This is a genomic window from Sinorhizobium sp. GQ132, assembly GCF_059758575.1.
The window spans coordinates 49,283-62,722 of the sequence record NZ_JCAXDX010000008.1 but is presented as its reverse complement, the minus strand read 5'-3'; the positions used below and the strand labels follow the sequence as shown (position 1 = coordinate 62,722).

13 protein-coding genes are annotated in these 13,440 nt (G+C 63.1%); 10 read left to right on the top strand and 3 right to left on the bottom strand.

Annotated elements, in window-relative coordinates; all coding sequences use genetic code 11:
* Positions 1–158: 158 nt before the first annotated feature.
* Both AC6CIG_RS20320 and AC6CIG_RS20315 read right to left on the bottom strand, forming a co-directional pair.
* Positions 159–2,750, bottom strand: a complete 2,592-nt coding sequence (locus AC6CIG_RS20320) for an ABC transporter permease (protein ID WP_275597159.1) — start codon at positions 2,748–2,750, stop codon at positions 159–161.
* Positions 2,747–3,466: an ABC transporter ATP-binding protein gene (locus AC6CIG_RS20315; protein ID WP_018097386.1), complete on the bottom strand. Its 720-nt coding sequence runs from the start codon at positions 3,464–3,466 to the stop codon at positions 2,747–2,749. The genes AC6CIG_RS20320 and AC6CIG_RS20315 overlap by 4 nt, the downstream gene beginning before the upstream one ends.
* Positions 3,467–3,535: 69 nt before the next feature.
* Between AC6CIG_RS20315 and AC6CIG_RS20310 the strand changes: the two genes are divergently transcribed.
* The 9 genes from AC6CIG_RS20310 to AC6CIG_RS20270 all read left to right on the top strand — a co-directional run bounded on the left by AC6CIG_RS20310 (position 3,536) and on the right by AC6CIG_RS20270 (position 11,189).
* A complete protein-coding gene (locus AC6CIG_RS20310) occupies positions 3,536–4,177 on the top strand; it encodes an arylesterase (protein WP_018097385.1) in 642 nt (213 codons plus the stop codon).
* Between the two features lie 114 nt (positions 4,178–4,291).
* Positions 4,292–4,879: an RNA 2',3'-cyclic phosphodiesterase gene (gene thpR, locus AC6CIG_RS20305; protein WP_018097384.1), complete on the top strand. Its 588-nt coding sequence runs from the start codon at positions 4,292–4,294 to the stop codon at positions 4,877–4,879.
* Positions 4,880–5,006: 127 nt separating this feature from the next.
* Complete coding sequence (locus tag AC6CIG_RS20300) at positions 5,007–5,324, top strand: 4a-hydroxytetrahydrobiopterin dehydratase (protein WP_018097383.1); 318 nt, start codon at positions 5,007–5,009, stop codon at positions 5,322–5,324.
* 128 nt (positions 5,325–5,452) lie between these two features.
* The gene (locus AC6CIG_RS20295; RefSeq protein ID WP_018097382.1) at positions 5,453–5,830 is read left to right on the top strand and encodes a YkvA family protein; all 378 of its coding nucleotides are present in this window, start codon (positions 5,453–5,455) and stop codon (positions 5,828–5,830) included.
* Positions 5,831–6,162: 332 nt separating this feature from the next.
* A complete protein-coding gene (locus tag AC6CIG_RS20290; protein ID WP_018097381.1) occupies positions 6,163–6,666 on the top strand; it encodes an invasion associated locus B family protein in 504 nt (167 codons plus the stop codon).
* A 257-nt stretch (positions 6,667–6,923) separates the two neighbouring features.
* Positions 6,924–8,159 (top strand): dual-specificity RNA methyltransferase RlmN, encoded by a 1,236-nt coding sequence (gene rlmN / locus AC6CIG_RS20285; RefSeq protein ID WP_127711475.1) that lies wholly within the window; start codon positions 6,924–6,926, stop codon positions 8,157–8,159.
* Positions 8,160–8,362: 203 nt separating this feature from the next.
* On the top strand, positions 8,363–9,316 hold the full coding sequence (locus AC6CIG_RS20280; RefSeq protein ID WP_018097379.1) for an ABC transporter substrate-binding protein: 954 nt from the start codon (positions 8,363–8,365) through the stop codon (positions 9,314–9,316).
* 203 nt (positions 9,317–9,519) lie between these two features.
* A complete protein-coding gene (locus AC6CIG_RS20275) occupies positions 9,520–10,398 on the top strand; it encodes an ABC transporter permease (RefSeq protein ID WP_018097378.1) in 879 nt (292 codons plus the stop codon).
* On the top strand, positions 10,395–11,189 hold the full coding sequence (locus AC6CIG_RS20270) for an ABC transporter ATP-binding protein (RefSeq protein ID WP_018097377.1): 795 nt from the start codon (positions 10,395–10,397) through the stop codon (positions 11,187–11,189). The genes AC6CIG_RS20275 and AC6CIG_RS20270 overlap by 4 nt, the downstream gene beginning before the upstream one ends.
* Positions 11,190–11,307: 118 nt before the next feature.
* Here the strand turns inward: AC6CIG_RS20270 and AC6CIG_RS20265 are convergent, their stop codons facing one another.
* On the bottom strand, positions 11,308–11,949 hold the full coding sequence (locus AC6CIG_RS20265; protein ID WP_018097376.1) for a LysE family translocator: 642 nt from the start codon (positions 11,947–11,949) through the stop codon (positions 11,308–11,310).
* A gap of 249 nt (positions 11,950–12,198) precedes the next feature.
* On the opposite strand from AC6CIG_RS20265, the gene AC6CIG_RS20260 reads away from it, so the two are divergent.
* The gene (locus AC6CIG_RS20260) at positions 12,199–13,416 is read left to right on the top strand and encodes an argininosuccinate synthase (RefSeq protein ID WP_100672720.1); all 1,218 of its coding nucleotides are present in this window, start codon (positions 12,199–12,201) and stop codon (positions 13,414–13,416) included.
* The last annotated feature ends 24 nt before the right edge of the window (positions 13,417–13,440 follow it).

Below are 13,440 nucleotides of genomic sequence, written 5' to 3'. Positions count from 1 at the left end.
TCCAGCATGCCTGTGGACAAATATGATGGTGAACGCCGTCATGCACAAGGGCGAAGCGCTTGGAATCGAACAAAGTCGGCCCGCCGGACCATCAAACTGGAGTGATTTACGGTTAACTCGGCCGTCATGGCCGAAATCGCGCATCAGGCATGGCAGGATCAGAGTTCCCGCAGTACCGGAGCGGCCTTTTGCCCGAGGACGCGCCAGGTTCCGGCGAGGCCGATCCCGACCGTCACGACCAGCGCAAGAACGATGGTCGCGACCGCAACGTCCGGCAGGAAGCTCGACGGCAGGGTCATGATGCGGCTGACGACGAACCAGGCCGAAACGCTGCCGGCGAAAAGCGCGAAGACGGCAGTCGCCAGGCCGAGAATGACGTATTCGTAGCTGAAGGCGCGGATCAGGGTCGCCCGCGTCGCGCCGAGCGTCTTCAGGACCACGGCATCGTGAATGCGGGCACGGTTGCCGGCGGCAAGTGCGCCGGCAAGCACGAGGATAGAAGCGACAAGCGCGACCGCCGCGGCCGCGCGCACCGCAGTTGCAAGCTGCCCGAGCAGCGTATTGACGATGTCGAGCGCGTCCTTCACGCGCACGCTGGTGATCGTCGGGTAGGCATTCGTCACTCTCTTCAACACCGCCGCCTCCTCCTCGGCCGAGGCGTCGGGATCGATGATGGTCGCGAGCCAGGCATGCGGGGCGCCGGCGAAGGTGTTCGGCGAGAAGACCATGACGAAATTGATCGAAAGGGACTCCCACTCGACCTCGCGGAAATTGGCGATCCGGGCCGTGATGTTGCGGCCGAGCACGTTGACGGTCACCGTATCGCCGAGCTTCAGCCCGAGCTCGCGGGCCTCCTCCGCCGAGAAGGAGACGAGCGGCTCGCCGCCATAGTCCTCGGGCCACCAGCTGCCTTCGGTGAGTTTGGAATTTTCCGGCCTGTTCTTGGCATAGGTGATGCCGCGATCTCCGCGCAGCACCCATTGGCCGCCGGGGGGAACGTTGCGGCTGTTCACATCCTCGCCGTTGAGCGCGACGATGCGCCCGCGCAGCATCGGCACTTCGATGATCTTGCCCTCCGGCATCGCTCCCGCGAGCACGGAGCGGAAGCCTTCGATCTCGCTGCCCTGAATGTCGACAAAGAAGAAGTTGGGCGCGCGCTCGGCCATGTCGCCGGTGAGCTCGCGCCGCAGATTGCCGTCGATGAGCGCCAGCGTCACCAGAAGAGTGAGGCCGAGGCCGAGCGACAGCACCACCGACGGCGTCAAGGCACCCGGCCGGTGAATGTTGCCGATGGCCAGTCTCAGCGCCGGCGAATTGACGCGCGGGCTGCGCCGCGCCAGCCAGGATATGAGGAGCGAAACCCCGCGCAGCACGATGAAGGCAAAGGCGATCGCGCCAAGAAAGATCAGCGAAATGGAACGGTCATAGGCGGCCCAGACCGCGAGCCCGGCAAGTCCTGCCAGGCAGATGAAGGCGCCGGCGAGATAGGGCAGCGCAGGCAAGCCGGCCGGCTCGAAACCCTGCTGCCGGAAAAGCGCGGTTGCCGGCACACGGCGCGCCCGCCCGAGCGGCAGGATGGCGAAGGTCAGCGCCGTCAGAAGGCCGAAAAGCGCCGCAAGACCCAGGGCCGAGGGATAGAGCACGAATGCGGTGGATACGGGCAGCAGGCCGGCAAGGAACTGCGCTGCCACGAAGGGGATGAGAGCGCCGAGCACGAGGCCGATCGCGATGCCGATGAGGGCGATCATCAGGATCTGCGCAAGGTAGATCATCGCGACCAGCGACGCCGGAGCGCCGAGACATTTGAAAGTCGCGATGACGCTGCGCTTGCCGTCGAGATAGGAGCGTACGGCGTTGGCAACCCCCACGCCTCCGACGATCAGCGCCGTCAGCCCGACGAGCGTCAGGAATTGGGAGAAACGCGTGATGTTTGCATTGAGGGAGGGTGCGGCATTGCCGCTCGTCCGTATCGACCAGCCGGCGGAGGGAAAGCGCGTCTCGGCCTGCACGCGAATGAGCGGCACGTCTGCGGGATCCGGCAGGCGGACCTTGTAGGTGTGTTCGACAAGGCTGCCGGTCTGCACGAGCCCGGAAGCGGCAAGCGCATCGGAGGAAATCATCAGCCGCGGCGCGAAACCGAAGCCGTCGGAAAGAGCGTCGGGTTCGCTGGCGAGTACCGCGCCGACCCGGATACGCGCATTGCCGATGAGAATTTCCGCGCCCGGCGAGATGCCGAGGCGCTCGAGAAGCAGCGGTGCGGCGACTGCGCCGAACACCTCGCCGTCCTTCGCCAGCAATTCAGGGAGCGGCTTTGCCGGCTCGCTTTCGAGCTTGCCGTAAAGCGGGTAGGCGCCGTCCACGGCCTTGAGCTCCACCAGCGCCTGGTTGGAGCCGTCCGGGAGCCGCGCCATGGAACGCAGACCCGCGGATACCGAAACCTCGCCGAGACCCTGGAGGAAGGCACGCTCGTCCGCGGTCGCCACCCGATTGTTGAGCTCGAACCGGATGTCGCCGGCGAGCAGTTCCTGCCCTTGCGAGGCGATCGTTTCGCTGATCGATTGGGACAGCGAGTTGACCCCGGCGATCGCGGCCGTACCGAGGGCGATGCAGGCGAGGAAAATATAGAAGCCCCTCAGGCCCCCGCGCATTTCCCGGAGCGCCAGACGAAGCGCGAACAGCGGGCGAAGCGCGAGCAGAGGGCGCAGGGAAATCGTCGGGAGCAGCCGCCGGACGGCAACCGTCCCGCTCATGCGGACACGGCTCCCTGCCGGGCCGAGGCGGAGAGCCGTTCAGCGTCGGGGACGATTTCACCGGAGCGGACGCGTATCTGTCTTTCGCAGCGTCCGGCGAGCGCCGCATCATGCGTGACGAGAACGAGCGTCATGCCACGCTCGCGCTGTTCGGCAAAGAGGAGGTCGGCGATCTGTCGGCCGGTCTCCGCGTCGAGGTTGCCCGTCGGCTCGTCGGCGATCAGCAGCTTCGGAGAGGGCGCGAGCGCCCGGGCGATCGCCACGCGCTGCTGTTCGCCGCCGGAAAGCTGCCCGGGGTAGTGCGTCAGGCGTTCGCCGAGCCCCACGGCGATCAGTTCCTTACGCGCTATGTCGAATGCATTGCGGACATTCGCGAGCTCGAGCGGCACCGCGACGTTCTCGAGCGCGGTCATGTTCGGGATGAGATGAAAGGACTGGAAAACGATGCCGACATTGCGGCCGCGGAAATCGGCGACTGCGTCCTCGCCGAGGCGGTGGAGCGCCGTGCCGTCAATGATGATTTCGCCGCCGTCGAGCCGCTCCAGCCCGGCCATGACCATGAGCAGAGTCGATTTGCCCGAGCCCGAGGGGCCGACGATACCCACCGATTCGCCGGCATCGATCGCGAGGCTTACGCCCTTCAGCACATGCACGGACGCCGCGGCTTCGCCCAGCGTCAGATCCGCATTTTTCAACTCGATGATGGTTTTTGCCACGCGAAAGAGCCCTATATGAAATTTGATACGGATCATCAAACAATTGTCCGCCGATTTAGGAACGAGCCTATGGCATTAAAAGACTTTCTGCCCATTTTATTCGGCCTGACAATGACAATCGTGTTATCGGCGGCGGCTCGCGCCGAGCCCGTCAGCCTCGTCGGCTTCGGCGACAGCCTGATGGCCGGCTACCAACTCCCCCCGGAAGATGCCTTCCCCGCCCGCCTCGAAAAGGCCCTTAAGGACAAGGGGCTCGCCGTCACGATCGCCAATGCCGGCGTATCCGGCGACACCACCTCCAGCGGTCTTGCCCGCATCGATTGGTCGATCCCCGACGGAACAGACGGCGTAATCCTCGAGCTCGGCGCCAACGACGCGCTGCGCGGCATCCCGCCGGAAGAGACGCGCAAGAATCTGGAGGCGATGGTCGCGCGCCTCAAGGAGCGCGGCATCGCCGTCCTGCTCGCGGGAATGATGGCGCCGCCGAACATGGGGCCGGATTATGCGGCGCGCTTCAATCCGATCTATCCCGACCTCGCAAAGGAACACAATCTCGTCTTCTACCCTTTCTTCCTCGACGGCGTCGTGACCGAGGTCGGCCTTAAGCTCGACGACGGCATGCATCCGAACGGCGGGGGTGTCGGCGTCATGGTAGAGCGCTTCCTGCCGACGGCGGAGCTTTTCGTCCGCTCACTTGCGAAAGGAGAATGACAGCGCATCCACAGTTAAGGGAAAGTAAACGTTCCGACGGGACAAATAATGGTTGCGTGCAGATGCGATGCGTGATTCGCTTCAAGCATCTGCAAGAGATTCGGGGAGCTCGCCATGCCGAGACTATTCACCGCCCTCGAAATTCCGCGCAATGCAGCAATGAGTCTTTCCTTGCTGCGCGGAGGTCTTCCCGGAGCTCGTTGGATCGATGTGGAGAATTACCACATCACGCTCCGCTTCATCGGCGACGTCGACTGGCGAACCGCCGACGAGATCATCGACAGGCTTGACCGCATCGAACGGCCCGAGTTTCAGCTGCAGCTGTCGGGCACCGGCGCCTTCGGTTCCAAGAAACCGCACTCCGTCTGGGCCGGCGTCAGCATGGCTTCCGAAATGTTCGCCCTTCAGGCCGAAATCGAGCGCATCTGCCAGCGCATAGGGCTGCCCTCGGATCCGCGAAAGTTCACCCCGCATGTGACGCTGGCGCGCCTGCGCTCCTCGCGCGTCGAGGATGTCGTCGAATATCTCTCCGGGCGCGGTAATTTCGTCACCGCTCCCTTCACCGTCTCCCGCTTCGTGCTCCTGTCGTCACGCGATTCGGTCGGCGGCGGCCCTTATCTCACGGAAGAGGTCTTCCCGCTTCACGAAGAGCGCTCGAACCTCGCGAGCAATGAGGAGCATCCTGCTTCGAGCGTCTGGTAAAGCGCCCGAAGGCCTCCGCCGGCTCCCGGACAGGGATCGGAACGTCCTCGTCGAGCGGCGGGCTTGCGCGTGAACATTGTCGCGGGCAAGTTCGTTGATAAGGACGGGATGCACAAGGAGGAACAGCATGCGGCCGGAAAAATTGGACGCGGCGGCCATCGCCGAGCATTTGCACAAGATGGAGGGCTGGGTCCTTGCGGAGGACGGCGGCTCTATATGGAAGACCTTCCGGTTCAAGACCTTCGCCGAGGCCTTCACCTTCATGACGCAATGCGCCTTCGCCGCCGAAAAGCTCAATCATCATCCGGAATGGTTCAACGTCTACAACAAGGTGGACGTGACCCTGTCGACTCACGACGCGGAAGGACTGACCGAACTCGATTTCAAATTGGCGGCAAAGATGGACCGGGCGGCCGAGGGCCGCATGCCCGACCATATGAAATAAGGGCCTCATGCCCGACCATATCGAATAAGAGGCGCATGCCCGGCCATTTGAAATAGCGGCCACCGTTCCCATATCAGGCTGCGGCACTACAATGCCGCGCAGTACCCTGAACGACCGGAATCGACGCGATGGACGATATCAAGATCGGTGAAATTCTCCTCCCCGGCGAGGAATCCGAGCAGGAGCGCAAGGAACACAAGGTGCGCCGCCGGTTCTGGCCGACCTTCCGGCGCGCGGCCCGGCAGATTCCCTTCAGCCGCGACCTCGTCGCCGCCTATTATTGCGCAGTGGATCCGGCGACGCCGACGCGCACGCGCGGCATTCTGCTCGCGGCGCTCGGCTATTTCGTCCTGCCGCTCGATTTCGTACCGGACATGCTGGCCATGATCGGCTTCTCCGACGACATCGCCGTATTGACGGCCGCCTTCGCCGCGATCAGCGGCCAGATCAAGGAACGGCATTACCAGAAGGCCGACGAAGTGCTGCGAGACAGCGCCGAGCAGTGAGTTGTCCCGCTACTACGGCCTTTGCGCGTCTGATCATACCGCCCGCCCCGGAGGCGCCTTGCCGCAATCCCGCCCGGAAAGTCAAACTCTTGCCCGATTCTTTGTGACATAGAGGGAGGCAAGGGGCGGCTCTCCAGTATCGACGTCGACCGGATCGGCAATCCGCGTGCGAATGGGCCTTGAGGCGCATTCGGGCGCAAAAAGGGGCGTTTTCCCGAATCGTTGACGGTTTGGTAACCCGGATTAAGTCAAAATAAACTTAAATCGTGATTATGCGTTGCCCATCCCACGCGGTTTCGGGCGACCGTAAGCAAGACAAGCGGCAGGAACTCATGTTTGTAAGAAAGATCGCAACTGCACTCGCACTCGTAATGGCTGCATCCGGCGTGGCTTCCGCTCAATCTCCGACGCGAATCCAGCAGTTCAACGCCTGGGGCGCATATTCCTACCAGGCCGGCAACGGCAAGGTCTGCTATGTGCTGTCCGTGCCGAAGGAAAAGGCCCCGGCCGGTGTCGATCACGGCGATATCTTCTTCCTCGTTTCGCAGCGTCCGGGACAGAACATCAGCTATGAGCCGCAGGCGATGATGGGGTACCCGCTGCAGGACAATTCCAAGGTCAACGTGGTGGTCGACGGCCGCACCTTCGTCATGTTCACCAAGGGCAATTCCGCCTGGGTGGAAAACGCCGCCGAGGAGCCGGCACTGGTCGCTGCGATGAAATCGGGCAAGGCCATGTCGGTCAACGCGAAATCGCGGCGCGGCACGGAAACCTCCTACTCCTATTCGCTCTCCGGCATTTCGGCCGCCCTGAAGCAGATCGAGGCCTGCAAGTAAGAGCCAAGCGCGCTTGACGATGCAAGGGCCGGCCATGAGGTCGGCCTTTTTGCGTCGGGTGTTCAGGCGGACCAGGGGCAGAATAATGTCCCATGGTGACTCGCCGCCAAAAGAATGCTAAAGCGCCCCCAAATTCGGAGCCCCCGCGCCCCCGTTGAGCGCGTGACCGAGGCTCGCCAGATTTCAATTCGAGCATCGGAACAGGATCCGGAAACGTCTCCGGACGAGCCGTCGCTTTACGACAGGACCAGATGAGCATGGCAGCCACCGAGATTCTAAACAGGGCGGACATCGTCAAGGCGCCCCAGGTGCGGCTTGCGCCACAGCCGGAAAAGCCGTCGCTGATCGGCCTGTTGCGCGAAGACATCGCGAAGCTGCTCGCCGAAAAGGGCGTGCCGGAGCGGCAGGTGAAGATGCGCGTCAGCCAGCTCTGGCACTGGCTTTATGTTCGCGGCGTCTCGGATTTCGACGAAATGTCCAACGTCTCCAAGGACATGCGCGAGATGCTCAAGGAGCATTTCACCATCGCACGGCCGGAGATCGTCGAAGAGCAGGTTTCGGGCGACGGCACGCGCAAGTGGCTGCTGCGCTTTCCCCCACGCGGCGCCGGCCGTCCGGTAGAGATCGAGACGGTCTACATTCCGGAGGAGGGCCGCGGCACGCTTTGCATTTCGAGCCAGGTCGGCTGCACGCTCACCTGTTCCTTCTGCCACACCGGCACGCAGAAGCTGGTGCGCAATCTGACGGCGGAAGAGATTCTCGCGCAGCTTCTGCTCGCCCGCGACCGGCTCGGCGATTTCCCCGAGCGCGACACGCCGCAGGGTGCGATCGTGCCGGCGGAAGGCCGCAAGATCACCAATATCGTGATGATGGGGATGGGCGAGCCGCTCTACAATTTCGAAAACGTCAAGACGGCGCTGCTGATCGCGTCCGACGGCGACGGGCTGTCGCTGTCGAAGCGGCGCATCACTCTTTCGACCTCAGGCATCGTGCCGGAGATCTACCGCACCGGTGAGGAAATCGGGGTAATGCTCGCGATTTCGCTTCATGCCGTGCGCGACGATCTGCGCGACATGCTGGTGCCGATCAACAAGAAATATCCGCTGAAGGAGCTGATGGAGGCCTGCCGCGCCTATCCGGGCCTGTCGAATGCCCGCCGCATCACCTTCGAATATGTGATGCTGAAGGACGTCAACGACAGCCTGGAAGACGCCAAGGAACTGGTGAAGCTGCTGAAGGGCATTCCGGCCAAGATCAACCTGATCCCCTTCAATCCCTGGCCGGGCACCAATTATCAGTGCTCGGACTGGGAGCAGATCGAGAAGTTCGCCGATTTCATCAATCAGGCCGGCTACGCCTCGCCGATCCGCACCCCGCGCGGCCGCGACATTCTTGCCGCCTGCGGACAGCTCAAGTCGGAATCGGAACGCATGCGCAAGGTCGACCGCCTCGCCTTCGAGGCGATGATGATCGCCAATCACGGCGAGGACTGAGGCGGCTCATCGCCCTCCACCAGTTTCGGGCGTGCCGCACGATCGCCGCGATCGATGAAGAAGTTTGATGGATGAAGCTGTTTGCGCCGATTGATTTCGGGCCCTTGCTTTCCTAAGAAAGCGGCGGAATTATTCTGAAGCGATGCGGGAGGGACGTTAGCCGGCCTTCCCGGAAATCGCCAACCATAAACCGGAGGACACCCATGCGTTCGCTTCTTATCGCGCTTGCCGCCACGGTCGCGCTTTCTCTACCGGCACGCGCCGACGAAGTCACGGTTGCCGTTACGGCAATCGTCGAACATCCCGCGCTCGATGCCGCACGCGACGGCGTCAAGGATGCGCTGGCCGCCGCCGGCTACAAGGAAGGCGAGAACCTCAAGTTCATTTACGAGTCGGCGCAGGGTAACCCGGCGACCGCAGCACAGATCGCCCGCCAGTTCGCGGGCGAGGCCCCGAGCGTGATCGTGCCGATCTCCACCCCGTCGGCCCAGGCCGTGGTTTCCTCCACCCGCGATATTCCCGTTGTCTTCACCGCCGTTTCCGATCCGCTGGGCGCGCAGCTCGTCAAGGACATGGAGAAGCCCGGCGGCAACGTCACCGGTCTTTCCGACCTGTCCCCGGTCGCCGAGCACGTGGCGCTGATCAAGGAGATCCTGCCGAACGTCAAGACCATCGGCTATCTCTACAATTCGGGCGAAGCGAACTCCGTCTCGCTGCTGGCGGTCCTCAAGGAAGAGGCTGAAAAGGCCGGCCTGACGGTGATCGAATCCGCCGCGACGAAATCGGCCGAAGTCCAGGGTGCGGCTCGTGCGCTCGTCGGCCGCGCCGACGCGATCTATGTCCCGACGGACAACACCATCATCTCCGCCCTCGAAGGTGCCGTCGCCGTCGCAGAGGAAAGCAAGCTGCCGCTCTTCACCGCCGACACCGATTCCGTCTCCCGCGGCGCACTGGCGGCCCTCGGTTTCAATTACTATGACGTCGGAAAGCAGACGGGCGAGGTCGTCGTTCGCGTCCTCAAGGGCGAAAACCCCGGCGATATCGCCGTCAAGGTCGCCGCCGGAACCGATCTCGTGATCAACAAGGGCGCCGCCACCCGGATGGGCGTCACACTGCCGGAGAGCGTCGTGGGGCGGGCGACCCGCACGATCGAGTAACGATCCCCTCTCTCCGGACGATCCCCCTCTCTGGGCGATCCCCTTTCCGGGCGATCATTGTCTTTTTGCCGCCCCCGTTCCATACGGGGGCGGTTCGCTTATCGAGCGGGATACGGAAATGGTACGCATCCCGCTTCAACTTCAGAATACGTGCTCCGCAGCGCCTTACGCCTGCGGAGCATCCGAGAAGAGGACTACCGGCGTTGAGTCAAATCGCTTTCTGGGGAGCCGTGGAGCTGGGGCTTGTCTATGCCTTCGTCGCCGTCGGCGTCTTTCTCGCCTTCCGGGTGCTCGACTTTCCGGATCTGACCGTTGACGGCTCCTTTCCGCTTGGCGCCGCAGTCACCGCGGTCCTGATCATCGCCGGCGTCAATCCGTGGCTTGCCGCAGCGGTGGCGATGGTCGCCGGTGCTGCCGCAGGGATGGTAACGGCGCTCCTGAACGTGCGGTTCAAGATTCTGAACCTGCTCGCCTCGATTCTGACGATGATTGCGCTCTTCTCGGTCAATCTTCGCATCATGGGCAAGCCCAACGTCGCATTGATCAATGCCGACACGATGCTTTCGCCCTTCTACGGCCTCGGTCTGCGGGACTTCTATGTGCGCCCGCTTTTCGTCGGCATTCTCGTCGCCCTTGCCGTCGTTCTCGTCTGGCGCTTTCTTGAAAGCGATGCGGGCCTTGCGATGCGGGCGACCGGCGCCAATTCCCGCATGGCGCGGGCGCAAGGGGTCGACACCAGCCGGCAGATCTATCTCGGCATGGCGATCTCCAACGCACTCGTCGCCCTGGGCGGTGCACTGTTTGCCCAGACCAACGGCTTTGCCGACGTGACCTCGGGTGTCGGGACGATCGTCGTGGGGCTTGCCGCCGTGATCATCGGCGAGACGTTGCTCGGCGCCCGCGGCATTCTGATCGCGCTCATCGGCTGCGTGCTCGGGTCGATCCTCTACCGCATCGCCATCCAGGTGGCGCTTTCGACCGATACGCTCGGCCTGCAGGCTTCCGACCTCAATTTCGTGACCGCGCTGCTGGTGACGATAGCGCTCATTCTGCCCCGCCTGCGCCGCGGAGGTGCCGCATGATCAACGTCGAAAACATCCAGGTCGTCTTCGGCAAGGGCACGCCGCTCCAGAAGCAGGCGCTGAACGGCGTCAGCCTCACTATCGAGGAAGGCTCCTTCGTCACGGTCATCGGCTCAAACGGTGCCGGCAAGTCGACGCTGCTCGGGGTTCTCGCAGGCGACGTGCTGCCGAGCGGCGGCCGCGTCACGATCGGCACGACCGACGTGACGCGCAAGGGCACGGCGGCCCGCGCCGGGCTCGTCGCGCGTGTCTTCCAGGATCCGCTCGCCGGCAGTTGCGGCGCTCTCTCGATCGAGGAAAACCTGGCGCTGGCCGCCAGGCGCGGCGAAAGACGCGGCCTGACGCCGGCGCTCGGCTCGCGGCGGCGCGAGCATTTCCGCGAGCGTATCGCCGAACTCAATCTGGGTCTCGAAAACCGCATGCGTGACCGCATGGACCTGCTTTCGGGCGGCCAGCGCCAGGCGGTCTCGCTGGTGATGGCGACGCTTGCGGGCTCCGAGGTGCTGCTGCTCGACGAGCACACGGCGGCACTCGACCCGGGAATGGCCGAGTTCATCATGAACCTCACCCAGAAGATCGTCTCGGACCGCAAGCTGACGACGCTGATGGTCACGCATTCGATGCGCCAGGCGCTCGATTTCGGCCACCGCACCGTCATGCTCCACGGCGGCGAGATCGTGCTCGATGTTGCGGGCGACAGCCGCAAGACGCTTCAGGTCGAGGACCTCATCGCCATGTTCCGCCGCATTCGCGGGCAGACGTTGGACGACGATGCGCTGCTGATCGGGTGACAAGGTTTAGGCGGGTGTGGCCCCTCATCTGCCTGCCTGCATCTTCTCCCCGTAGGACGGGGAGAAGATGCAGGCAGGCAGATGAGCGGCAAATAACCCCAAGCGCCCGGAGATAATCTCAGCGCGCCTGCGTCAGGAAAATCTTCACGGCAAAAATCGAGAAGACTCCGGCGAAGCTGTAGTCGATCGCCCGCATGACGCGCCTGTTGCGCTGCAGCCAGGCGGCAAGCCAATCGGCGGCGAGCACGACCATCGCATTGACCGGCATGCCGATGACGATGAAGAAAAAGCCGAGGAACAGGAGCTTGCCCGTGACGGCGGGATCTCCGGCGCTGACGAACTGCGGCAGGAAGGTCATGAAGAATATCACGACTTTCGGGTTCAGAATGTTCACCGAAAAGCCGGTCGCGACGTTCGAAAGCGCAGTTCCCTTCGCCTCCGTCACCTTCGTCACCGACAGGCTGGATCCGTAGCGGATCGCCTGGATCGCAAGCCAGAGGAGATAGGCGGCACCGCCGGTCTTCAGAACCAGAAAGGCGGTCGGAGATGCCGTGATCAGTGCCGAAATGCCGAAGGCGACGAGCAGCGTATGGACGACGATGCCAAGTCCGGTGCCGAGCACGACGAAAAGCGCGGCCTTCTTCCCCTGCGCCAGCGCCCGGCTGATCGAAAGCGTCATGTCCGGACCCGGTGTCGCGGCGAGGAGGAGACTTGCTGCGGCGAAAGCGATGAGTGTCGGCAGGTTGGGAACGAAATCCATGACGCATTCCTCGAACGACGATCCTTGCTGATACCTCCGGCCTGAGGCTTTTGCCAGTGGATTCACGCGATCTGGCGACCGCCTTGCATTTTCTTGCGCCTGTCCTCCGCGCTCAAACGCGGCACAGTTTTGGGCGACATGCAGTAGTTCCGCTTGTATCCCCTCAAGTTCTGGCTAAAGTGCCGCAGATTTTCGATGCGGCAGCGCCGCGCCCGAGAGCCTGACAAAACGAGCAGACGGACAAAAACCATGGCATCGCATAAAGACGTCAAGAAGGTCGTTCTCGCCTATTCCGGCGGTCTCGACACCTCGATCATCCTCAAATGGCTGCAGACGGAACTGGGCGCCGAAGTGGTGACCTTCACCGCCGACCTCGGCCAGGGCGAAGAACTGGAGCCGGCTCGCAAGAAGGCCGAGATGCTCGGCATCAAGGAGATCTATATCGAGGACGTCCGCGAGGAATTCGTGAGGGACTTCGTGTTCCCGATGTTCCGCGCCAATGCCGTCTATGAAGGCGTCTACCTGCTCGGCACCTCGATCGCCCGTCCGCTGATCTCCAAACACCTCATCGATATCGCCAGGAAGACCGGCGCCGATGCGATCGCCCATGGCGCGACCGGCAAGGGCAACGACCAGGTGCGGTTCGAACTTTCTGCTTACGCGCTCAATCCGGACATCAAGATCATCGCCCCCTGGCGCGACTGGTCGTTCAAGAGCCGCACCGATCTGCTCGAATTCGCCGAAAAGCACCAGATCCCGGTCGCCAAGGACAAGAAGGGCGAGGCGCCTTTCTCCGTCGACGCCAACCTCCTGCACTCCTCCTCGGAAGGAAAAGTGCTGGAGGACCCGGCCCAGGAAGCTCCCGAATATGTGCATATGCGCACCATTTCGCCGGAAGCGGCACCCGACAAGGCGACCATCATCAAGGTCGGCTTCGAACGTGGCGATGCCGTGTCGATCGACGGCGTGCGCATGTCGCCGGCAACGCTCCTTGCCAAGCTCAACGAATACGGCCGCGACAACGGCATCGGCCGCCTCGACCTCGTGGAGAACCGTTTCGTCGGCATGAAGTCGCGCGGCGTCTACGAGACTCCCGGCGGCACGATCCTGCTTGCGGCCCATCGTGCGATCGAGAGCATCACGCTCGACCGCGGTGCGGCGCATCTGAAGGACGAACTGATGCCGCGCTATGCCGAGCTCATCTATTACGGCTTCTGGTTCTCTCCGGAGCGCGAAATGCTGCAGGCGGCGATCGACAAGAGCCAGGAGCATGTGGAAGGCGAAGTGACGCTGAAGCTCTACAAGGGCAATGTCATGGTCATCGGCCGCGAGAGCGGCAAGTCGCTCTATTCCGACAAGCTCGTCACCTTCGAGGACGATCAGGGCGCATACGACCAGAAGGATGCCGCCGGCTTCATCAAGCTCAACGCACTGCGCCTGCGCACGCTGGCAGCGCGCAACCGCTAAGCTCTGAAGGATTGCAGGTTGGGA